We start from the raw sequence: 23,160 nt of genomic DNA on the forward strand, positions 1-23,160 counted from the left end.
GACATAAGCTAGTTCTTGAGGAGCATCCAGCGACAATGAAGACGAAATTGCTCTACCATACAAACAGTTTCACATATGAATGCACTGCAACAGTTGTCGCCGTCGAAGGTGATGAAATAGCCCTTGATGCAACCGTATTTTATCCAGGCGGTGGGGGCCAGATGGCGGATCGTGGAGTTATTACATGGAATGGTGGGCACTATCAGGCCAATGTTATAGCAATGAATAAACGCAACGATATCGTCTGGCACACCATTGATTGTCCACCGCCAACAATAGGCACAGAAGTTGTCGGCACGATTGATTGGGATTTCCGCTATCAGATGATGCGTACCCATACAGCGCTGCACATCCTTTGTGGCACGATCTGGCAAGAGTTTGGTGTACAGGTCACAGGTGGGCAAATGTACCCGGACCGCGCGCGCATGGACTTCGCGATGGAGAACCTCGACAGGGAGCGCATCGCCTATATCGAGAAAAAGGTCAACGAGGCGGTGAAGGCAGATTATCCCATTCGCGTCTATAGCCTGCCCCGCGAAAAGGCGTTTGCTATTCCCGATCTGGTGCGCACAAAAATCAACCTGTTGCCTCCCGAAATCGAAGAAGTGCGCATCGTCGAGATTGTCGGGCTGGACCTTCAGGCAGATGGTGGAACGCACGTTCGCCACACTAGAGAGGTCGGCGGCATCAAAATCACCAAAACAGAGAATAAAGGCCGGATCAATAAACGTCTGGAGATCGTTTTAAAAGACCCGGAAGATTTATAAGCATTCATCACCTAATATCATCTAAATACGACCATACCCAGAGGGCTGTCTGTCCTGGGGGTAGAGGAGGCTGTAGTGTCAGTTAAATCCAGTGTTTTTAAGTCGGTGGTTGCAGCCGACCGTGTAGACTACCCGATGCTGGAACAGAATATTCAGCGCTGGTGGGACGAGAATACTGTTCGACAGCGCTATCTGCGCCGCAATGAGCAGAGCGATAAACAATATTCGTTCATCGACGGTCCCATCACCGCGAATAACCCGATGGGTGTTCATCATGCCTGGGGTCGCACCTACAAAGATCTGTATCAGCGCTTCAAGACGATGCAGGGATACAAGCAGCGCTACCAAAACGGCTTCGACTGTCAGGGCTTGTGGGTTGAGGTCAATGTCGAGCAAGAGTTGGGCTTGCAAACCAAGCGAGATATAGAAGAATACGGCATCGCCGAATTTGTCCAGCGCTGTAAAGAGCGCGTCTTCACCTATGCACGGCGACAGACGGAACAGTCGATCCGTCTTGGCTACTGGATGGATTGGGGCAACGACTATTACACGCTCTCAGACGAGAACAACTATACCATCTGGGGCTTTCTGAAGAAGTGCAAAGAACGCGGCCTGATCTACAAAGGGCGCGACGTGATGCCCTGGTGTCCGCGCTGTGCGACCGGCATCTCGAACATGGAGATGGAGTCGGAAGGATATAAAGAGCTCACCCATCTCAGCCTCTATGTCCGCTTCCCGCTGGTCGATCATCCCGGCGAATACCTGCTGGCCTGGACGACCACGCCCTGGACGCTGGCAGCTAACGTCGCCGCCGCCGTTCACCCGGACCTCTCCTATGTTCGCGTTGAGCAGGATGGCGAGTATTACTATCTGGCCGAGCAACTGTTGTCCGTTCTCAAAGCGCTCAAAGGCCGCGACAAGGGCGACTATCGCGTGACGGAGACACTCAAGGGCAGCGAGATGGTCGGCTGGAAATACCGCGGGCCATTCGACGAACTACCAGCAGAGCAGGGCGTCGAGCATACAGTGGTGCCCTGGAAAGAGGTCAGTGCGACCGAAGGAACCGGCATCGTGCATATCGCTCCTGGCTGTGGTCGCGAGGACTTTGGCCTCTCGAAAGAGTTCAATCTGGCTGTGGTTGCGCCTGTTGACGAGTTCGGCGTCTATCGTGAAGGTTACGACTGGCTCACTGGACAACGTGCCTCTGAAGTGGGGCAACAGGTAGCCGAAAATCTGACGAAAAAGGGTCTGCTCTATCGACCACAGAACTATCGGCACCGCTATCCGACCTGCTGGCGCTGCAAAACCGAGTTGATCTTCCGTCTGGTTGACGAATGGTTCATCTCGATGGAGCAACTGCGCTACGAGATCATGGAAGTTGTACGCCAGATCAAGTGGATACCAGGGTTCGGCTTTGATCGCGAGATGGACTGGTTGCGCAACATGGACGACTGGATGATCTCGAAAAAGCGCTACTGGGGTCTCGCGCTGCCCATCTTCGATTGTGCCAGTTGTGGCACCTTCGAGGTCATCGGCAGCAAGGAAGAATTGAAAGAGCGAGCGGTCGAAGGCTGGGAAGAATTTGAGGGACACACGCCGCATCGCCCCTTTGTTGACGCGGTGAAGGTTCGCTGTAAAAACTGCGGCAACGTGGTTTCGCGCATCAAAGACGTGGGCAATCCCTGGCTCGATGCTGGTATCGTTCCCTACTCCACGCTCCACTACAACACGGATCGAGAGTATTGGCAGCAGTGGTTCCCGGCCAACTTCGTCACCGAATCGTTCCCGGGCCAGTTTAGAAACTGGTTCTATTCGATGCTGGTGATGAGTACGGTGCTGGAAAATACGCCACCATTCAAGACGCTCTTTGGCTATGCCTTGCTCTACGGCGAAGATGGCACGCCCATGCACAAATCGAAGGGCAATCTAGTTGTCTTCGATGAAGCAGCTGATAGAGTTGGCTCCGATACGATGCGCTGGCTCTACACCAACCATGTCCCGGAGCAAAATCTCAACTTTCCACGCACTCCAACGGAAGAGGATATGGAGAAGTCAGCGCAAACAGGGCTACCCGTACGCCTGAGCGAGAAGTGGATGCTGGTACGCCGTACGCTGGACAAGATCTGGAACGTCTACTGGTTCTTTGTGACGTATGCCAACATCGACCAGTTCGATCCAACCAAGCATCAACTGCCCGCCTCGCAGCGCACCGAGCTGGACCGCTGGATTCTCTCTGAGCTACAGCAAACTGTTCGCGAGGTCACTGAGGGGCTGAACAACTACGACACCGTGAAACCATCGGCGGTCATCCAGGAATTTCTGGATGATCTCTCGAACTGGTATCTACGTCGCAGCCGTGAACGCATCTGGAAATCGCAACTTGACGACGATAAGCTAGCAGCATACCTGACACTCTATGAGTGCCTGACGACGCTGCTCACCATACTCGCGCCATTCATGCCATTTATGACCGAGGAACTGTATCAAAATCTGGTACGCAGCGTTGATACCCAGGCTCCCCTGAGCGTTCACCTGTGCGACTGGCCACAAGTCAAAGAGGAGCTGATCGATGAGCAGCTCACCCGCGAGACCCATCTTGTGATGCGCATCGTTGGTCTTGGTCGTGCGGCCCGCGAGAAGGCCCAGATCCGCGTTCGGCAACCGCTCAACGCCCTGTATGTCCGCGTCCACAATGAGGAAGAAAGGGAGGCGCTGACTCGCCTGAGCAATCAGGTGCTTGAGGAACTGAACATCAAACGACTGGAGCCAATCGGTGAAGACAGCGATATGCTGGCCTACACCCTGAAGCCACAGGCGAAGGTGCTTGGTCCCAAGTATGGCTCGTTGGTGCAAAAGATCCTGGCTCTCTTCAAGACGCTCGACGCCCAGGAGATACAGATAGCTGCTCGCACGCTGAGTGAAACAGGTACACTGGATGTGGTCGTTGGCGAAAAAGAGCTAACATTAACGGCTGATGAGATCCAGGTTGTTGCTACGGCACGGCACGGCTTCGTCACCGCAGAGGAGCGAGGATACATTGTGGCATTGGAAACGACCATCACGCCAGCGCTACGCGAAGAGGGTCTGGTTCGCGATCTGACCCACTTTGTACAGGATATGCGTAAGAAGGCCGGTTTGAATATCGAGGATCACATCGGCCTGGCTCTGTATACCGATGCAGAACTGGCAAATATGCTCACCTACTATATGCCCGAGATCCGAGATGAAACGCTGGCCGACAACCTGCTAGTCTCGATCAGCGAACGTGATCGCCCCTCCTTCACCGAGATGTACCGCGAGACGATCTCGCCCACCTCAGCGAAGAAGTTGGAAAATTACGAAGTGCTCGTTGTCCTGGGAAAAATGTAGGCAATATATAATGTTCTCATAGGCAATCAAGAGTGCTGGCAAGTGAAAGTTTAGCGTGCCAGCACTCTTGCTTTATTATGAGCGCCTACACGAATCTCCCATGCACCTGTTCAGCACGATCGTCTCCAAACGACACGTCGACCTGAACGGAGAGAACTACCTCATCGCCGCCAAAATCGGTGGTAATGGTATAACGAAATGGCGTTTCGATGTATTGCCAGTTCATCACAAACGTATGATCGTCTGCCCACGCACCACAGGCTGCCACACGGAATGTCTCAGAGGGCGACGGATGCCGTTTCCACACCACAGATTCACCCGGCAACCAATCGGTATACCCACAACGAACGACATGTTCCGCTCCCTGGTCGTCCCGCATAGTGAAAATACATTCATCAGCTTCAAAGGCGAAAGACGCCTCACTGATATGCAACTTATTTGGCTCAAACTGGATGGTTCGCTTTGAAATACGCGCACTTATCGATGACTCAACCTCTTGCGTCTGAGGCAAGAGAGGCAACATCAGGTGTGCGAGACGCTCTTTTAGCGCCTCTGTCTCCTGTGCATTTTCCGGCAACGCTTCTGTCTTGATGCCTGGTAGCAGATGTTCCCACACAGCGTTCAGAATACCCTGCATATCGTATGTTCCGCTGGTCATTGCCAGAACAGCATTCTGCTCAGGAAACACAATACAAAACTGCCCAAACGCCCCATCTCCACGATATAAATTGTGTCGGCAGCGCCAGAATTGGAAGCCATAGCCCTGGCTCCAATCAGGGTTGGAATTCCCTGCATTTGAGATATGCACACTGGTGGCATCTTCTATCCACTCTTCCGGCACAATCCTCTGCCCATTCCATACACCCCGTTGCAGATATAATTGACCAAATTTCGCCAGATCGCTCGTTCTCAACCGCAATCCGGTCCCACCCAGGCTGATCCCGCTCGGATTGGCCTCCCATACCGGCGTCTCGATACCCAATGGCTCAAACAGGCGTGGCTGGAGATACTCTACAAGCGTCTGGCCAGTGAGAGATTGCAAGATAGCCGACAACATGAAAGTGGCACCAGTATTGTAGAGAAAATGTGTGCCGGGAGGATAGGTGATAGGTAACGATAGAAAGGTACGTACCCAATCCTCGTCAGGCGATGTAGCCATTGGCCCGAAGGTGTCTTCGGCATGCCCCGTACTCATCGAAAGCAAGTGACGAACCCGAAGCTCGTCCATATTTTCACTGATTTCAGGAGTGACGTACGAAGGAAAGAACGAGAGCACCCGGTCATCCAACGAAAGCCGGCCTTCAGCAATGGCAAGTCCAATCGCCGTTGAAGCAAAGCTCTTGCTGACGGAAAACATCATATGGGGAAGATGAGATGCGTACGGTTTCCACCAGCCATCAGCAACGATAGACCCATTGCGCACCAGAATCAAGCTGTGAACACCCAGCTTCTTCTCCTCAAGAGCATCAACAAATGATTGTATGGCAGAAGAAGCAATTCCCTGCGCTTCTGGTGTACTGCGTGGCAACTCAATAGCATGAATCATGTAGCGACCCTTCTTTTTGGCTGAAAAGCATAGACACAACGATCAAATCTCGTCTCTCACAATAGTTGATGAGCATTCTTCGCGCTGTCCTGTCGTGTGGAGATCATGTCGAAAAAAGAGAAACGCCCTTTTGAGGCTTCTCTTCAAGAATGATGCATTCCTACACAAAAGATAACACGGAAAAAATTGCGCTGTCAACTCTAGAGCATTGGGGTCGCTGGATTGAGAGTGGCACTAGAGCCTTTCTGATCGCTCTTGGTGCCACTCTTTATAACACGTCTGTATTAGCAAGATCTAGCGGAGATGGCCTTTCTGCTGACGAACGAAGATATCAGTTAAGGCTTCCTCAACGAGATGGTCTCGAAAGGCGCTGATCTGTTGCATCACTTCGGGCCGTGGCAGGCCCATGCGAGAAAGTTGACGAGCTTCACCCAGCATACGACGCAAGATAATCCTCTGCTGATAAGGGGAAAGCGACAAGGATGTATGCTGCATATGTGTTCTTCCTTTCCTTCATTAAGCATGGAGGTGATGCTCAAACAGGTACACCCTGATACAATTTGAACCACCTCATATCAGGAAGAACGATTAAATGCCTCTCTATTTGCACCACTAGCCCGATAGGGTAACAGATGATGATATGGATTTTACGCAGGCTTTTTCTTACGAAAATGTTGAATCAGATAGGGGTCAAAGTGTCTTTCCACCAGTTCTGTCATCTCTTCAGGTGAACGACTGCCATCAACTTCAAGCAGGGGAAGATGTAATTCTTCTGCCTGCTGCTTCACATAACGTGCTAATTGACGATCACGCTCAATCAGATTCCGCAGGTGTTTTTCAGGATCACTCCCCTCGTTGAACATACCATGTCGTTTCTGCCTCCTGGTCAGGTCAGCTTTTTTCCGTCGCCTCGCCTGCTCACAAAACGTGTCTGTCGGAGTCAGCCAGATTGCTTGATGATTGCTCGAAAGATAGGGCGCGACACACGCAGGGAAGAAATTACCCTCAGCAACAATGATACGCTCTTTCGGCATCGCGAGCAAATCCTCAATGACCAGCTGAAAATCCCTGGTCCACGACTCCACTGTTTCTTGCACAAGCGTTTCGACTGATCGCTCCACCCAACGCTGGTCCATACTCATATTGAGAAACGCTTGTGCCTCAGCGTCACCGGCAGCCACTCGCCGCGCAAAATGGTTCTCAGCCAGAGCATCGAGATGGTAATCAAGAAAAACATAGATTCGAGTAATCGTATGACTGATCATGGATTTCCCAGAACAGGGAGAGCCAGCTACCCACAAGACATGCGTTAGCGCCTTCGCGATCTCGGACTGACTTAACATCTGCTTCTTTTCTTCCATGTATTGCTCCTCACTATTATTAATATAGGAAAAGCATACATAGAAATCTCCCCAAAAACACCGAACATTTAGACGATGTGTAACACTTGACGTATTTAGTATACTAAGGAAGAAGGGTAGATTTCATTTACCATGCAAGCCAAACGATCCATGCGCAAGAAAAAACGTCAGGAACTTTTCCAGCTCCTCAATATGGCTGGTAGCTCTGCAAGATTGTGAATAACGGCATCGGGAGTGATGTGCGCAGGTCTGGGCCAGGGATACGTCGTTTCCTTCCAGATAGCTCGCATACCAACTTTTTGCGCCCCCTCAATATCGTCCACCATACGATCACCCACCATCACACACGCCTCTGGTGGCACATCCAACCGTTGCGTCACCGTCAAAAATGCCGATGCGTGCGGTTTGGTGTACGGTAGATCAGAGGTATACACAACCACATCAAGGAGTGCGTCCAGACCATGTGGAGCAAGATCGGCGTTGTGCCATTCTGCCGCCCACCAGGTATTTGAAAGCAAGCCCAGCTTGTAGCCTCGTTTGCGTAGCGCTAAGAGCGTCTCCACCGCATCAGGAAAGATCATCGCCCATCCATTGACCGCACGCGCATAGCCATCAAGCGCCACCAACAATTCCTGATCGTTGACATCGCGATGCAGCCGACGAAATCCATCGCGCAAAAAGCTGGTCGGAGTATGGCTGGTCTGATTCTTAGCCACCTGTAGCCAGTACTCTTTTTCCGCCTCACGCATTGCCTGCACATATGCATCGCAAGAAGGCCAGGTAAGAGACGGAGCCGTCGCCACTAAATATTCATATGAAAGTGCCCACCGCCGCTGAATATCCTCATCCCAATCAGGCCAATCAATCAGGGTTCCCCCCAGATCAAAAATGACAGCACGTAATGCAACCACCACAAATCCTTCCTGGATCTATCTCTATACTACATATCAAGCAACGCCAATACATCTTTGACCGCTGCAATTCTTGGACCACTCCATTGCAGCGCCTCTTCCCTGGCCAGTTCATCGACCTCTTCATAGGGAACGCGAATCAAGATCGCATCCATCCCCACCTGCCTTGCGCCACTCAATTCTCTGCCACCACCATCACCTATATAGAGGCAGCGTTCAGGAGCAACCGCCAGTCGTTCGCAGGCCAGCAGAAAGAGGCGTGGATCAGGCTTTCTCATTTTCGCCGTACAAGAAAAGGTCGGTACGTCGATGAGAGATGCAAACGGCAGATCAGGCCAGAGATGGGCCACTTCCAGGCTACAATCGCTGATCAACCCCAACTTATATCCCGCCGCTTTGATCGCCATCAATGTCTCAATAGCATCATCTCGCGGGGTCAAATGAGGGCGTGAAGCCTCCAGGCGTATCGCGGCAGCCTTACGCAACAGTGCATCCTCGACAGGAACGTCCAGGACACGGCAAATATGCTCAATATTTGCCTCTGTTGTAGGGAAATGACCTACGACGCGCAGAGGCCATGTCTCAATATTCCAGAGCCGCTTAAAATCTTGTAGCGGAGCGCCTACACAAGCAGCCACCTCCGCCACCGTCTGCTCAAACGCCTTACTGGGAAAGTTATCAACTAACGTGCCATAGAGATCAAAAATGACCGCGTCATACTTCACGCTTGAATTCCTTTCAGTCCACGCTTGCCAAAACCTCGCCTACTACTATTTCACCAATCCCTTGCGCCGCATCTGGTTTAGATCGTACTCAGCTGGTTCTAGAGGATCTACTTTTGCCTCCGCGCACGCCCAACCTATCAACGCAAAACCCAATTGTAATCCCTGTGCAATATGAGCGGGCTGCTCTCCAGATGCCAGGCGCGAGCATTCCTCACGCGCCTCTATCGCTTTGCCCTCGCTGAACGGTTGGTAATAACCGCTAAGCAGAGCAGCATGAGGAATAAACTCGTTATAGGGAACATTACAGGTCGCCGCCAGCAATAATAGCCAATACCCAACCTGACTCCCCTCAAGCACTGTATCAGCCGCCCGTCCCGTGTGGACATGCACGCCGCTCTGTACGTCCGCTAACTCCTGCAACTCATCGCCAAGCCGTGATGCGAGATAGCCCTGACTCCGCTCTTGCAACAGACGCGATGTGTTCGATTCCTCACTCATATCATGGTCACGTAAATAGAGGTAGACGCCGTAGAGCTGGCGTAACTTCGCCTCTAGCTGCTGCACAGGCTCGGCTGGCAAAGCGGCCAGATCGATATGCAGGAGGCTATCGTCGCTGCTCGTCTCCTTCTGCTCTGTCGTGCCATAGACGGCCGCCGGATCAAACACGCGCTCCGCAACGACCTGCAATGTATCATCAGGCTGAAGGCTGCGATAGTAGCAACTGCGATATCCATCGTGGCAAGCAGCACCACCATACTGCACAACCCGCACCAGCAGGCTATTTTGCTCGCAATTCACAAAAATACCGCGCACCTCCTGTACATTGCCTGATTGCTCGCCCTTATGCCAGATAGATTGACGGGACCGACTGAAAAAGTGCGTCTGACCGGTTTCGCGGGTGAGCCGTAAAGCCTCTTCGTTCATAAAGGCCACCATCAACACCTCGCCCGTTGCATCATCCTGAATCACCACAGGCACCAATCCCTGGCTGTCAAACGTCAGTGTTGCTTCCATAACTTTCTCCCTTTCATGCATCACGAAACAGGGCGCACCACCACTCCCTTAGAGTGCAGATATTGCTTCACATCACAAACGCGGAACTCGCCAAAATGGAAGATAGAGGCTGCCAGTACAGCATCAGCGTTCCCAACGGTCAGGCCATCATAGAGATCTTCAAGCGTGCCAACACCGCCTGAGGCAATTACCGGAACAGAAACAGCCGCCGCAACCTTTGCATTCAGGGTCAGATCATAACCCTGCTTTGTACCATCGCGATCCATGCTGGTGAGCAAAATCTCTCCGGCCCCGAGTTCAACACCTCTTTGCGCCCATTCTAACACATCTATCCCGGTCGGCGTGCGACCACCATGTACAAATACCTCGTAGCCGCTGGGCATCGCTGCGTTGGAGCGCGCATCGATTGCCAGCACAATGCATTGCGCACCAAACTGTTCGGCTCCTGCTCGCAACAGATCGGGATTCTGTACCGCAGCGGTATTGAGCGACGTTTTATCAGCGCCGGCACCAAGTGTCGCCCGAATATCCTCGACAGTGCGAATACCACCACCAACCGTCACAGGGATAAAGACCTGCTCTGCCGTACGCCGCACCACATCCAGCATCGTGGCGCGATTTTCATAGGAAGCTGTAATATCAAGAAAGACAACCTCGTCAGCGCCCTCTGTATTGTAGTACGAGGCCAGCTCGACCGGATCGCCTGCATCGCGCAAATTGAGAAAGTTTATGCCTTTGACGACGCGCCCTTTCGCAACATCCAGGCAGGGAATAATACGTTTGGTTAGCATTGTCGCATGCCCCTTTTATGCTTCGACAGCACTGATCGCTGCGGCTAGATCTACATCGCCAGTATAAATCGCTTTCCCAACAATCGCGCCCTCCACGCCCAATGCGGCAAGAGCCTGCAAATCATGCAATGCACTCACTCCACCAGCTGCAATCAAGGGACGAGACGTGGCCCGTTGCATCTCGCGCAACGCATCGAGATTCGGTCCCATCAGCACCCCATCGCGGGCAATATCAGTGTACACAAAGCGTTGCACACCGGCCTGCTCCAGTTCAGCGGCCAGCGTAGTTGCCTTGACCTGCGATGTCTCATGCCAGCCAGAGATGGAGACCAGGCCACTGCGAGCATCGATGCCAACGACAATGCGCTCGCCCCACGCAGCTAGTGCCTGGGAAAGTAATGTGCGGTCAGTAATCGCAACCGTACCCAGGATGACGCGATCTATACCCAGGCCCAGAATGCGCTGAATATGCTCAAGAGAGCGCATCCCGCCTCCCACCTCGATATGCATTTTGGTCGCAGCGCGGATACGTGCAATTAACTCTACATTGACCGGCTTCCCCTGCGCGGCACCATCCAGATCGACGATATGCAGCCAGCTCGCGCCCGCCTCCTGCCAGCGTAATGCAACCTGAACGGGATCGGTATCATACGTGGTGACTTTACCATAATCGCCCTGATAGAGCCGAACACAATGACCATCTTTAATATCAATAGCCGGAAAAACTATCATCTCTTTTTACCCCTTGACCCAGCGAACGAAATTCTTGAGCAACTGAAGGCCAACATCTCCGCTCTTCTCCGGGTGGAACTGCGTCCCCCATACCTGTTCCGTCGCAATTACGCTACAATAAGGAGACCCATAATCCGTCAGTGCCGCCACACCGCTTTGATCCTGCGGTTCTACATAATACGAATGTGCAAAGTAGAAGTAGGCATTTTGCGGGATATTTGCAAAGATGGGCAGGTCTGAATGCAACTGTTGTACCTGATTCCAACCCATGTGCGGGATCTTGGGACCATGTGGAATGCGCCGCACTGCTCCCCGGAAAAGATGCAGACCGTCAGTCTCTCCCTCCGCATGATGATCGGCTAATAGCTGCATGCCCAGACAAATCCCCAGAAACGGCTTCCCCTGATCGGTCGCCTCACGAATGGCATCATCTAACCCGCACTCGGTAATACGGGCCATTGCGGAGCCGCCGGACCCGACGCCGGGCAACACAACCGCTCGCGACTCAGCCACCACAGCGGGATCATCAGTTACCTGAACGCGCGCGCCCACCTGCTCCAGTGCTTTGGCAATGCTACGAATATTTCCGGCCCTGTAATCAATAATGGCAATCATAGGTTTTCTCCGATTTTCCAGGATGTTACGCCGTTATTTCCCATGTGTACTGCGTACGTCAGGCCCAACCAGCTAATGAGTGCAGGCATACGCTGAAGATCAAAGAGATTCACCGTCAGCAATGGACAGCAGAGCAGCGCCGATTGTAACACGTCCAGCCAGTTCTCAGGAAGCGCGCCTATCGAATCCAGCCAGGAGAGCAGCGGCTTCAACAGATAGTGCTCCTTTGTTTGAAGAATCGCCCCTCGCACTGCTGGCAACTGAAATGGGTAACGCACATCAATGATCTGCTCCTGTCGCTGTATTGCCACCTCTAGCAGACAGTCAGGTTCAATGGCGTAAGGGAAATACATCCAGGACGCAAAGACATTGTGAAAGAGCGGCTTCACGATATCCAGCAGCGGCGAATGACGACCAGCAAACGCTGGATCAAAATAAAGATAGTTCTGTTGTTGCTCTAAAAAAACGTTGCCAAAATGAGCATCGCCATGCCCTACTATCGTCATTGTTGCCTGCGCTGGATCAAGCACCTGCTTTGCCCGTTCGATCAATTCGCCGAGTGTATAGCGCTGCAAAACACCGTTGATGCGCCACCGAAAACGCTTGATCTCCTCAAACGAAAACCACGTGTCGGTTGTACCCGGCAACAGAACGCTTTTCCCCTCATAAAAATGGTTGAGACGCCCCCCAGTCAGCCGATGCCAGAACAACTGGTGGATCGGAGCCTGAGCATGCTCCTCGGCACTACTGGCTGCCAGTCCCGTTTGATAGATATGTAACAACCGCTCACATTCACGCTTTTCCGCCGCCGCCAGAACCTCTACAGTTGCATGCTCGGTATTGCCCGTTTCGACTTCGCGCATCAGATCAAACATCACCGGCCAGCGAATCACCGGATAGATGACCATCTGTTGACCCTTTTCATGCACCGTACGCAAAGGCAGTACAACATTATAACCTGCCTTATGCAACAGTTCGGCATTGTAATATTCTTCCAGCACGCCCTGCTCTTCGACATGGGTTTTGAAGAAATACTCTTCAGTGCCAAGACGATAGATGCCATTGAAAGAGTTGAGAGAGACCGGCTTGGGCGTGAGAGTAACGCTATCTGTCTGCAAATTCATATGCAAGGCAAACCAGCGCTGCAACAACAGTTCAGCTTTGTGTCGCTCAGTAAATTGGAGGCGCTGAATCGTTGCCAGATCATCGATCTGCTCCATGATTGCCGGAACCCTGGTCATATCGGCAATCGTAAAGTCTGGCTGACTTTGTTCCAACATAGTACGAGCTTCAGCAGTACGCGCTCCAGTGAGCACGGCAACCACCAGCGCCCCGGCTGCGTGCGCCCCCTGCACATCGCTCGTCGTATCACCTACTACCACAAAGCTCCCTCGCGGTGGCAAAGGCTGGTCCGGCTCGTAAGTTGGATCGGCGGCGGCCAGAAAAGGGAATGGATGCGGCTTGACCAACGACATCGGCATTCCCCGCTCGCGCATCCTGGCCTCGGCCCGTGCAACCTCGGCGTCGGTGACGATATGCCGTTCGGCGAAATAGTGTAGCAAGCCGTAGTTTTTCAGGGGGAGAATGGCTTCCTGCCCCGGTCTGCCCGTTGCCACACCCAGCATGTATCCCTGCGCTTGCAACGCTTCTAAAGAGGTCCGAATCTGCTCTAATGGCAACAAAGGCTGTTCAAAGAGGATACAACCGGGCTTCCCAGGTTGAGCGGGAGGCTGACCATATTCTTGCGTATAGAGTTGTTCGCCCAGATACCACTCTTGAAAGAGCCGCTGACAAAATTTCCAGGATGGGCTGTAGCGGGCGAAAACGTCGTCAACCGGCCTGCCCAACACTTCGCTTGCCAGCGCATTGAGGCAATGCAACAACTCAATTCCACGAGAACCCCGCAATGTTGGAGCATCTAGCGGTTGGAGGGAAGCAACACTTACCCTGGCAGGATCGATATAAGCCAATTGTTGACGGAATGCAGAAATCCAGTCCTTGTCTTCCGGCTGCAATGGAAAGAGCGAGGCTGGTTCGGGTACGAGGGACAATAATTCTATGAGGTAAAGACAAAAGCCTGCGTAGCAGGTATCCCAATTGGAATTGACAGCGCGCGCCTTCAATCCCACAATCAACGGCTCTGGCAGCGTCTCACGACTCACCCGGCGGCTCTCTTCGGCGGTCTGCACGGGATGATATGCACTGTTTGCCGCGCCGACATTCCAGTACAACGGGCTATACAACAACTCGTGCAGCACCAATCCTGCCGTATCCCAATACGCCTCTTCACTGGTGATAACACCATCCAGATCAAAAATAACCAGATTACTCAACGTTGTCTCTTCATTCATTCTCAATCGCTGGCCGCTTCGTCAGCAAAACGGCACGCACGCACGATGCCACGCATACGCGTGGCACCGACATTACGCAATACAGCGATATTTTCTCATCATGCACCAACGTTGGTGATATCATTTATAGTCTATCACCCACACGTCACCATGCCAACCGGTGTTATGGCAACAACCTCCGAACCGTTCTCCACCAAAAGCTTCTGTTCGCGATGATCACGAACGCACAATCATCGTGCCTGCGCCCTGATCAGTGAATAGCTCGCGCAACAACACATGATCTTCCCGACCGTCCACAATATGCACACGCGACACAGCCGCCAACGCATCAAGGCAGGCCGTCACTTTCGGGATCATACCGCCGCTGATGACTCCCTCTTCGATCAATTTACGGGCATCGACCTCGCTCAGTTCGGAGATCAACGAACCATCCGAACGACAAATTCCCGCTACATTGCTCAAGAAGATGAGCTTTTCAGCATTTAAGGCTCCCGACAGATGCGAGGCCACCAGATCGGCGTTGATATTCAAGCAGGTGCCGTCTGGACCCTGAGCGAGCGGAGCAACAATCGGGATAAAACCCTCGTTGATGATCGCCTGCACTGGTGCAGGATCAACTTCATCAATCTCACCCACAAAACCCAACCGCTCATCAGCAATATGCGCTCGTACCATGCCACCATCGGTCCCGCTGAGACCAACCGCTTTTCCACCAACCTGCGATGCCATCAAGACCAGCCCCTGATTGACCTGACCCAGCAACACCATCCGCACCACCTCTAACGTCTGGGCATCGGTCACGCGCAACCCATTCTCAAAACGTGTGGGCAAATTTAACTTTGTGAGCCATTCATTAATATATGGTCCACCACCATGCACCAGCACCGGTTGCGCTCCCAATGCATGCAACCAGACAATATCCTGAAGTACTCCACGTTGATGTTCCAGGGTGCTGCCACCCAATTTGATCACAAGCGTCTTGCCCTTCAAAAAATCAATATATGTCAGGGCCTCGCTCAATACCTGGGCAATCAAATGATGATCGCTAATAATGTCGCCCTCCGGTGTCCGCGAAAAAGTAATTGCCATTCTTGAAAAAATCCTCCTCACTTCTTGCCGCAAAGGATGGGCAATGAAAGAGTTCTTCACACTATAACGACTACGGATTAACCCCTACCCCTGCGATTCCCATCGTCTCAGGGAATCCATAGACGAGATTTGCACATTGTATTGCCTGCCCTGCGGCACCCTTGACCAGGTTATCTAAACAGGAAACGACTATCAGACGATTTGTACGTGTATCAACAATTGGATAAACAAAACAGTGATTGCTAGCATAGGTCCATTTGGTCTGCGGTGGTTGATTGGCCACATGCACAAATGGCTCACCAGCGTAATATTGTTTATAGATGGCTCGCACCTCATCAGTTGTGGGAGCACGACCATCAGCATTGATGCGCAAATTGGTATAACTTGTTGACAAAATTCCCCGCGTCATAGGAATGCGGTGAGGAACAAATGTTATACGCAATCCGTTGGGAATTGGATACCCTGCATCGGACGCTGCCGCCTCTAATTCTTGCTTGATCTCAGGCATATGCCGATGTCCACTCAATCCATACGCGTCAGCACCCTCATTGGCTTCGGCAAAATGATTTTGCAACGCGAGAGAGCGTCCCGCGCCGCTGATGCCCGTCTTTGAATCAACAATTACGTCCGGCTCGATCAGATTGTTGGCGAAAGCTGGGATCAAACCAAGCACCGCAGCGGTAACATGACAGCCAGGGTTCGCAACCAGAGAGGTGTCGTGAAGGCGTTCGCGATATCGTTCGCACAGGCCATAAACGGCGGTTTCCAGCAGCGCGGGGGCGGGATGTGTATGTTTATACCACTCTTCATAGACATGAACATCGCGCAGGCGAAAATCCGCCGATAGATCAACCACTTTGACACCACGCTCCAGCAGTTTGAGCACCGACTCCGCGGCTGCGGCATGAGGCAGGCAAACAAAGGCGAGATCGCTCTGTTCCGGCTCCTCAGTCACGATCAGCGCAGGATCTACAGCCGGTCTGTCCTGTCTCCCTGGATAGCCCACAGCAGCAAGTTGTGGAAACACTTCGTCTAATCGCTTTCCAACGGCACTACGCGCGGTGACAGAAGTGACAACGAACTCAGGATGCAGAGCAAGCATGCGCAGCAGTTCTAGCCCGGTATAACTTGTCACACCGATAATCGAGACACGTATCATAACCAACCCCCTCAGATAGCAATTTGACAACAACAAAAAAGCCCTCATCCCTCTTCTTTATCATTTTCAAGGGACGAGAGCCTGGAAATTTCTTGCTCCCGTGGTACCACCCGGCTTGTCTTTCTCTCCCCCACAGATCGCACCATTGGCGACCCACAACCCTACCACATTGTAGCGAAGGTGGAAAGACCACTTTTAGTGGCTATACTGCTGCATGGGAGCCACCCACCTGATCCTACTTGCCTCCATGTGTTTTCTCGTATCATGGGTCGGGAGGCTTTCTTCGGCCAGCCGCTCGCGAAAGGGTTCTGAGGCAGTGCATCCGTTCCGAACTCTCACCATCCATCGGATCTCTGTTGGACACTTACCCCGTACTATATCCGGTCAACGCGGGTCAGTCTTCTATCATTTTTTATAAGGATAACAACAAATACGCACAATGTCAATTAGAACTTTGAGGGTTAGCACCGGAAAAATATAGCGAAAATGACTATATGGCCGTTTTAGCAGCGAAAATATTCCTGGCTCATCGGCAATTATTGACACGAGAAGATTTTCCACCTTGTCCTGAATCGCTACATCGCGTACAATGGGAACCGTTATCATAGAGGTAAAGAACTGCACAGTTAGAGTATTGACGGGTCGGGAGGCCATCTCATTCTATGCCACACACAACAGATGCGGCACATCGCGAAAAAATGGTCGTTGCTCTCTCATCAGTGGGAGCGGCAATCGGCCTGACAACCTTGAAAATTGTGGTTGCCATTTTCACGGGCAGCCTGGGAATATTCGCCGAAGCAGCACATTCAGGGCTGGATCTGGTCGCTGCCTTAATGACATTTCTTGCCGTGCGCGTCGCTGATCGTCCTGCCGACGCCACTCACAACTACGGTCACAGTAAAATTGAAAACCTCTCCGCCTTTCTTGAGGCGGCGCTCCTTGTGATCACAGCCATCTGGATCATTTACGAAGCGGTCCAACGCCTGCTGCACCATGAGGCCCATCTCGATATTAGCTTCTGGGCATTCCTGGTGATGCTGATCTCGATTGGTGTCGATTACACACGCTCTCGTGCGCTTTTGCGGATAGCACGCAAATTGGGAAGCCAGGCATTAGAGGCGGACGCCCTTCACTTCAGCACCGATATCTGGAGTTCTGTGGTTGTCGTGCTAGGGCTGCTGGTCGTCTATCTCACCGAACGTTTTCACCTCCCCTCGTGGCTGGGACAGGCAGATGCGGTCGCGGCGCTGGGCGTTTCTGGCATCGTTATCTGGGTCAGCATCAGTCTGGCGCGTGAAACAATCGATGCACTGATAGATCGCGCTCCAGAAAAACTGGCCGAAAACATCCAGGAACATGTTCAGCAAGTCGAACATGTAATCGAGGTTCGACGAGTACGCACTCGGCGCGCTGGCAATAAAATCTTCGCTGATATCATCATTGCAGCTCCTCGTACACTCTCATTTGAGCAGACGCACACACTCACCGAGCGCGTCGAACAGGCAGCCATAGATGGTGGACGCGCCATTTCGCCACAGGGAGATTTCGACGTGGTGGTTCACGTCGAGCCAACAACAACCTCTACCGAAACGGTGACGGATCAAATCCATTACCTGGCAGAGCTACAGGGTATTCATGCCCACGATATCCATGTACGCGAAGTGAATGGCAAATTGGAGGCCGATTTCGATGTGGAGGTACAATCCGACATGGATCTCGACGAAGCACATGCGGTTGCAACCCGTCTGGAGCAAGCCATTCTCCAGAGCAACAATCTCCTTCGTCGCGTCACAACACATCTGGAAGCACCTACCAATGGAGTTGTGCATCGCCAGGATGTTACTCAGCAATATCCAGAAATGGCGGCGAACATCTGCCACATCGCCAATAGCATTGCAGGAAGCAATAGCGCTCACGAAATCCATCTCTATTGCTCCAAACCTGTTACGCCCGACCTCAAAGGATATCGCTCCAGCAATACAAAGACTGCGCCCGAACTCGATCTGGTGTTGCATACGACCTTTGCAGCACATGCGCCTCTCAGTCAGGTGCATGCTCATGCAGAGGAGATCAAGCGTGCGCTCCGCCAGCACTATCCTGATCTCGGCTCCGTCATCATCCATACAGAACCGCCGGAAGCATGACAGAATCATAGAACAGCAACCAAAGATACTAGAAATCCGTCTTGAGTTTTAGCAGCAATTACAGAATGCTATAAAAAACAAAATTTATCAAGGAAGAAACAGGATAATTGTATATCGCTCTTCATTGTTGCCATCTAGACCCTACCTCCTCTTTCCTTATTAAGGAAGAGTTAAAATATAACGCTAGTGAGAGAAATTATGACGAGCAATACTGGTGATTTGACAGGAAAAACGCTAGGTACATGCGTCCTCGAACGCTTGCTAGGGCATGGGGGCATGGGGGTTGTCTATCTGGCCCAGCAAACACGTCCAGCGCGGCGTGTTGCTGTCAAGATTATGTTGCCACAGTTTGCGCCTAGCAGCGAAATTTATCAGGAATTTCTGGCCCGTTTTCGGCGTGAAGCAGACGTAATTGCGCGTCTTGAACATATTCATATCATGCCGATCTACGAATATGGCGAACAGGATGGACTGGCATATCTGGTGATGCCCTACCTCACGGGGGGTAGTTTACGTGATGTCCTTGCTCATCGTGGGCGGCTTCCTTTATCAGAGGTCATCTCCTATATCGACCAGGCGGCATCCGCTCTCGACTACGCCCATAAACACGGTGTGATTCACCGCGATTTGAAACCAGCCAACTTTCTCTTACACGCTGATGGTAGACTGGTCCTGGCCGATTTTGGCATCGCACGCATTCTTGATAATGATATCAATGCCTTCCAGACATTAACTGCTACCGGCTCGATGGTCGGCACCCCGGAATATATGGCCCCGGAGATGGCGCGCGGGGAAGTGATTGATTATCGCGCCGATATTTATGAACTGGGTATCGTGCTTTTCCAGTTGCTCAGCGGACATGCACCGTTCACTGGCAACACACCCTACGCCGTTGCCATCAAACATCTACAAGACCCGCTTCCTTTACTGCATCCGGTCAACCCATCTATTCCAACAGAGGTCGATACTGTCATCCAAAAAGCAACGGCAAAACAGCGAGAGAAGCGTTATGCTTCTGCTCAAGAGTTGGCCCGGGCTTTACATCAGGCAGCCGCAACATCAATAGTCAAACAATCAGAGGAAGACCTGGAACAGAGCATCCCGCCAACCCAGCTCTCCGCACCGCTGGTAGATAGCACCATTCGCGCAGGCGAAACACCCGCTGCCCTCATCCCTCCCCCTCCACCAGTCATGCAATCTTTTCCTGATAATGGAATGAGAAACAAAGCAGCACAGGCACAAACCTATACAACGCCCGTTTATCCATCGCCTACGCCTCATCCCACATCAGGCCAGCGGCCTCCCTGGTGGATCTTTATCGGGATACTCCTTATCCTTGTACTGTTTGTAGGCGGTATACTCATTGGCTTGCACCTCAATCGTTCCTCAGCCAGCATAACACCTACCCCTTCTGCAACAACTGCCAAAAAGGGAACGCCAACCGCGAAAACAGGAACAACAACGGGGCAACCAACCAGTGCCGCGACAACTCCACCAGCCACGTTTCCAGTAGGAACGCTGTTATACTCCACAAACAGCCCCGGACAACACTGCGATACTCACGGCGGAATGTGGAATGATTACAATGGAGTTCAAATTGGCTGCCTGGGCAACGCCGCGAGAATCAGCAGCACGGCACAAACGGCTAGCCTCCAGGGAACATTTTTCACTCAGCTACCAGACCAGGCATATCCTGCGAACTATGTGGTTCAGGTACAATTGCAACAGGAGCAGTACTCACAGGGCGATTTTGGCATCTATTTTCGCAATCAACCAGGCAAGCAACAGGGTGTCTACACATTTTTAATTCATCCTGATCGCACCTGGAGCGCCAACGTGTATGATAACACAACCGGAAACCCGACAAAGCTGACGGGTGGAAATTTTGGTGATGCATATGCACCAATAACTTTGGCTGTCATCGTTAATGGGCAACAATTTACTTTTTACGCCAACGGGACCATGCTGGGTAAAATTAGCGACACCAGTTACAGCAACGGCACCGCTGGCATCGCCGTCGATCAGGGGGTCAGGGTCGTTGTCAGCAACTTTGCACTTTATACCCCTGAATCTTGATTCATCGCCTATTTAACGCTAGAGTACGATAGAGATGGCGAGAAAAACCAGAAAAATGTAGAAATATTCCTAAGTCATTCTTAACAGGAGTAGACAGACAATGCCAAAAATGAGTACACTACTAGAGGGGCTACGAAAGCAACATCTACCAATTCCTATACGTTTTTAACAGAAGGGATGAAAAACACCAAAGATGCCTGCTTCTCTAGCATACTACAGTACTATCTCACTGCTGATTTGCTCCTGGCAAACAAAAGCTGCGCTAGTATGAGATACTATAGGCACTACACATAAAGACAGGAAGCCCCTCCCCATGTTATAGTTTGGGATGGTAGCGACTGACATGAACACAAAGAATGAAAGACAGTTGTAAACTGGTTGATTGAGAAAATGACTCATAGCAATAATTTTATTTTTCGCGAGAGGATCAACGAGCGTGATCACTGATTACAATGAATTACTAGGTCAAGCGCTCGGAACATGTACGCTCCAACGTCTTCTAGGACGTGGTGGTATGGGTGCAGTGTATCTAGCGCAACAATCACGACCCAGACGAACAGTAGCAGTCAAGGTATTGATGCCCGGCAACGTGCTGGAAAAAAAGTCCCGTGCGGAATTTCTGGCTCGCTTTCGACGCGAGGCAGACGCAATTGCAGCGCTGGATCATGTCAATATCATGCCAATTTACGAGTATGGCGAACAGGGAGATATAGCCTATCTCGTCATGCCCTATGTGAATGGTGGTACGCTCCGTGAAGTGCTGGAACAACGTGGCATGCTTCCCCTGGATGAAGTAGTTCAAATTATCGAGCAGGCCGCGGCAGCCCTCGATACCGCTCATGCACAGGGTATTATTCATCGTGATCTCAAACCAGGGAACATGCTTCTTCACGCTGACGGCAGACTACTACTGGCTGATTTTGGTCTCGCCAAAGTACTACGAGATCTTAAAGATCCGGCTCAATCAGGACCATCAGATCTTACCAGCACCGGGACCATTGTTGGCACACCAGAATATCTCTCTCCCGAACAGGGAACAGGCAGACCCATTGATCATCGCAGCGATATCTATTCACTGGGCATCGTTCTCTTTCAAATGCTCAGCGGACATGTGCCATTTACCGGAACCTCCCCCGTTGCAGTGGCGATTAAACACGCGCTGGAAGAGCCACCTTCGCTTACAGAATTGAATCCAATGATACCACCTGAAATCGAAGCAGTGGTAATGAAAGCGCTTGCTAAAGAGCCTGAAGATCGTTACAACAGCGCCGGAGAGTTGGCCGAAGCACTGCGTAAAGCCGTCTATGGTCCGAACGCACCTGCCCCATTCCACCTATCGGTCAAAACCCCCATCGTGCGCTCAGAGCCATTGGCGCGGCCCGGCAACGAGCCGGCCCCGGACGTGATGATGCACAACGCTCCAACGGAGGCGGCGCAGCTCATACCACCAGCCCCTCCTACCGATCCAACGAAAGGAAAAAAGCGTAATTTTCACGGGTCGCCAACAGAGAAAGGTCCAAGTGTTATACCGCCAGATTCATCAGAAGAGGCTATTCCAACAGTGATCCTCGCTGATGAAGCTAAAGCAGCCAATGGACCAGCTCCCCTTAAAGAGCCGCAGGTGCGAATAAAGCCAACGAGCATGCGGCCTCAACAGCCGGGTCGCGCTCAACCGGCGCGTGGCTGCCAATCGATTTCGATGATGATGCTAGGAAGTGTGCTAACGCTTCTGGTTGTTGTTGGCCTCTTTACCGGATATCTCACCTATTTCAGGTCCAATCAACCGAATACAAAACAGCCAACTCCGGCTGCAACGGCAACCACCCAGGCGAAATCCACACAACAGGCATCGAAACCGCTCAACTTGCCCGCTGCAAAGATCACTGCCGGTCCACGCCTCTATGGTACAGACCTGCCAGGAACGCCATGCGATGCACGAGGCGGGAAATGGCGAAGTAATGGAGGCATCACTGTTACCTGCGGAGCAAGCAGCACCGTATTAACCAACAATACCGGGTCGAATGCTGCTGGCATCTATATGGATACACTGCCACAAAATCAACCATTGCCAGGAAACTACATCGTCCAGATCCAGATCGATACATCTACTTCACACGGCCCATTCAACATTTACTTCTTCAATCAACCTGGATCACAAGCTGGCTGGGACCGCTGCCAGATTGATCCAACAGCAGGTACCTTTCACTTTGAAGAATACAAAAATGGGGCCACAACCAGTCTGTATGGTAGCAATCTACAAAAGGGTTCGGCTCATGGTATCGTAACCATTAACCTCAAAATCCAGGGAGATACCTATCAGCTCTATACGAACGGCGGGCCAATCGCTGATGGTGCAGCACAAAGTGGAAACTATACCAGTGGAGGTTTTGGTCTGGGGGTTGAATCCGGCTCACAGGTCTCGGTCAAAAATGTTGCCATTTATGCCTTGTCCTGATGGCTCAGGACAAGGCAATCTCTATCTTATCAGCCTACAAGTAGCTGGCCATAAT

General features: G+C 51.8%; 17 protein-coding genes. 5 read left to right on the top strand and 12 right to left on the bottom strand.

Translation table 11 applies throughout. The annotated features are described in order from the left end of the window. Positions 1-35 precede the first annotated feature (35 nt). Entirely contained in the window at positions 36-767 is a 732-nt protein-coding gene (locus K3T83_RS05185; protein ID WP_220201910.1) for an alanyl-tRNA editing protein, read from the top strand. A 75-nt stretch (positions 768-842) separates the two neighbouring features. Beyond that, a complete protein-coding gene (ileS, locus tag K3T83_RS05190; protein ID WP_220201911.1) occupies positions 843-4,136 on the top strand; it encodes an isoleucine--tRNA ligase in 3,294 nt (1,097 codons plus the stop codon). Between the two features lie 85 nt (positions 4,137-4,221). Here the strand turns inward: ileS and K3T83_RS05195 are convergent, their stop codons facing one another. The 12 genes from K3T83_RS05195 to argC form a co-directional block, all read right to left on the bottom strand. After that, the gene (locus K3T83_RS05195) at positions 4,222-5,682 is read right to left on the bottom strand and encodes a serine hydrolase domain-containing protein (RefSeq protein ID WP_220201912.1); all 1,461 of its coding nucleotides are present in this window, start codon (positions 5,680-5,682) and stop codon (positions 4,222-4,224) included. A 294-nt stretch (positions 5,683-5,976) separates the two neighbouring features. Then, positions 5,977-6,177 carry a hypothetical protein gene (locus K3T83_RS05200; RefSeq protein WP_220201913.1) on the bottom strand — a complete coding sequence of 67 codons (201 nt, stop codon included), beginning with the start codon at positions 6,175-6,177 and terminating at the stop codon, positions 5,977-5,979. A 152-nt stretch (positions 6,178-6,329) separates the two neighbouring features. Next, positions 6,330-7,043 carry a hypothetical protein gene (locus tag K3T83_RS05205; protein ID WP_220201914.1) on the bottom strand — a complete coding sequence of 238 codons (714 nt, stop codon included), beginning with the start codon at positions 7,041-7,043 and terminating at the stop codon, positions 6,330-6,332. A 167-nt stretch (positions 7,044-7,210) separates the two neighbouring features. Then, a complete protein-coding gene (locus tag K3T83_RS05210) occupies positions 7,211-7,954 on the bottom strand; it encodes an HAD family hydrolase (RefSeq protein WP_220201915.1) in 744 nt (247 codons plus the stop codon). A 29-nt stretch (positions 7,955-7,983) separates the two neighbouring features. After that, positions 7,984-8,679: an HAD family hydrolase gene (locus tag K3T83_RS05215; RefSeq protein WP_220201916.1), complete on the bottom strand. Its 696-nt coding sequence runs from the start codon at positions 8,677-8,679 to the stop codon at positions 7,984-7,986. Positions 8,680-8,724: 45 nt separating this feature from the next. After that, complete coding sequence (gene hisI / locus K3T83_RS05220; protein WP_268963517.1) at positions 8,725-9,714, bottom strand: phosphoribosyl-AMP cyclohydrolase; 990 nt, start codon at positions 9,712-9,714, stop codon at positions 8,725-8,727. Beyond that, on the bottom strand, positions 9,714-10,484 hold the full coding sequence (gene hisF, locus K3T83_RS05225) for an imidazole glycerol phosphate synthase subunit HisF (RefSeq protein ID WP_220201918.1): 771 nt from the start codon (positions 10,482-10,484) through the stop codon (positions 9,714-9,716). Before hisF ends, hisI begins: the two co-directional genes overlap by 1 nt. 15 nt (positions 10,485-10,499) lie before the next feature. Beyond that, on the bottom strand, positions 10,500-11,216 hold the full coding sequence (hisA, locus tag K3T83_RS05230) for a 1-(5-phosphoribosyl)-5-[(5-phosphoribosylamino)methylideneamino]imidazole-4-carboxamide isomerase (protein ID WP_220201919.1): 717 nt from the start codon (positions 11,214-11,216) through the stop codon (positions 10,500-10,502). A 6-nt stretch (positions 11,217-11,222) separates the two neighbouring features. Further along, a complete protein-coding gene (gene hisH, locus K3T83_RS05235; protein ID WP_220201920.1) occupies positions 11,223-11,831 on the bottom strand; it encodes an imidazole glycerol phosphate synthase subunit HisH in 609 nt (202 codons plus the stop codon). Further along, a complete protein-coding gene (locus tag K3T83_RS05240) occupies positions 11,828-14,164 on the bottom strand; it encodes an HAD family hydrolase (protein WP_220201921.1) in 2,337 nt (778 codons plus the stop codon). The genes hisH and K3T83_RS05240 overlap by 4 nt, the downstream gene beginning before the upstream one ends. Before the next feature lie 234 nt (positions 14,165-14,398). Further along, the gene (gene argB, locus K3T83_RS05245) at positions 14,399-15,271 is read right to left on the bottom strand and encodes an acetylglutamate kinase (protein WP_220201922.1); all 873 of its coding nucleotides are present in this window, start codon (positions 15,269-15,271) and stop codon (positions 14,399-14,401) included. A gap of 70 nt (positions 15,272-15,341) precedes the next feature. After that, entirely contained in the window at positions 15,342-16,436 is a 1,095-nt protein-coding gene (gene argC / locus K3T83_RS05250; protein ID WP_373324465.1) for an N-acetyl-gamma-glutamyl-phosphate reductase, read from the bottom strand. A 656-nt stretch (positions 16,437-17,092) separates the two neighbouring features. Between argC and K3T83_RS05255 the strand changes: the two genes are divergently transcribed. From K3T83_RS05255 to K3T83_RS05265, 3 genes are all read left to right on the top strand, one after another. Continuing rightward, complete coding sequence (locus K3T83_RS05255) at positions 17,093-18,574, top strand: cation diffusion facilitator family transporter (protein ID WP_220201924.1); 1,482 nt, start codon at positions 17,093-17,095, stop codon at positions 18,572-18,574. A gap of 198 nt (positions 18,575-18,772) precedes the next feature. Further along, complete coding sequence (locus K3T83_RS05260; RefSeq protein ID WP_220201925.1) at positions 18,773-20,650, top strand: serine/threonine-protein kinase; 1,878 nt, start codon at positions 18,773-18,775, stop codon at positions 20,648-20,650. A gap of 436 nt (positions 20,651-21,086) precedes the next feature. Then, positions 21,087-23,105 (top strand): serine/threonine protein kinase, encoded by a 2,019-nt coding sequence (locus K3T83_RS05265; protein WP_220201926.1) that lies wholly within the window; start codon positions 21,087-21,089, stop codon positions 23,103-23,105. The last annotated feature ends 55 nt before the right edge of the window (positions 23,106-23,160 follow it).

Source organism: Reticulibacter mediterranei (genome assembly GCF_016587455.1).

Coding starts and splice junctions, on each gene's coding strand:
- K3T83_RS05185 (WP_220201910.1), top strand. CDS start 36: ATGAAGACGAAATTGCTCTACCATACAAACAGTTTCACATATGAATGC.
- K3T83_RS05195 (WP_220201912.1), bottom strand. CDS start 5,682: ATGATTCATGCTATTGAGTTGCCACGCAGTACACCAGAAGCGCAGGGA.
- K3T83_RS05200 (WP_220201913.1), bottom strand. CDS start 6,177: ATGCAGCATACATCCTTGTCGCTTTCCCCTTATCAGCAGAGGATTATC.
- K3T83_RS05205 (WP_220201914.1), bottom strand. CDS start 7,043: ATGGAAGAAAAGAAGCAGATGTTAAGTCAGTCCGAGATCGCGAAGGCG.
- hisI (WP_268963517.1), bottom strand. CDS start 9,714: ATGCATGAAAGGGAGAAAGTTATGGAAGCAACACTGACGTTTGACAGC.
- hisF (WP_220201918.1), bottom strand. CDS start 10,484: ATGCTAACCAAACGTATTATTCCCTGCCTGGATGTTGCGAAAGGGCGC.
- hisA (WP_220201919.1), bottom strand. CDS start 11,216: ATGATAGTTTTTCCGGCTATTGATATTAAAGATGGTCATTGTGTTCGG.
- hisH (WP_220201920.1), bottom strand. CDS start 11,831: ATGATTGCCATTATTGATTACAGGGCCGGAAATATTCGTAGCATTGCC.
- argB (WP_220201922.1), bottom strand. CDS start 15,271: ATGGCAATTACTTTTTCGCGGACACCGGAGGGCGACATTATTAGCGAT.
- K3T83_RS05255 (WP_220201924.1), top strand. CDS start 17,093: ATGCCACACACAACAGATGCGGCACATCGCGAAAAAATGGTCGTTGCT.
- K3T83_RS05260 (WP_220201925.1), top strand. CDS start 18,773: ATGACGAGCAATACTGGTGATTTGACAGGAAAAACGCTAGGTACATGC.